We start from the raw sequence: 240 nt of genomic DNA, 5'->3' as shown, positions 1-240 counted from the left end.
CACCTGGCTTGATTGGATCTATATCAATAATTGGTGCTTTGCCATCAACTTCTTCTTGTGCTGTACCTTCATTGCCCGCAGGATCTTTCGCAATTACTTCGACTACATCACCATCTTTTAAATCAGGATTTGCGGGGACTTCCCAATGCCCTTTCGAGTCTGCAACAGTCGTAACAGTTGTACCATCTGGGAGTTTAACAATAACCTCTGCACCTGGCTCTGTTTCACCTGTGATCGGGC

Annotated in this window: 1 protein-coding gene; it reads right to left on the bottom strand. The window is 45.8% G+C overall.

Annotation, left to right across the window (positions count from 1 at the left end; genetic code table 11):
- Positions 1 to 240 (bottom strand): Ig-like domain-containing protein (locus FW754_RS16435; RefSeq protein WP_446325267.1); only part of this gene is annotated, 240 nt, incomplete at both ends.

Source organism: Acinetobacter sp. 1207_04, assembly GCF_052850415.1.
Note: the sequence above shows the minus strand (reverse complement) of the source record. Positions and strands in the feature narration are given on the sequence as shown.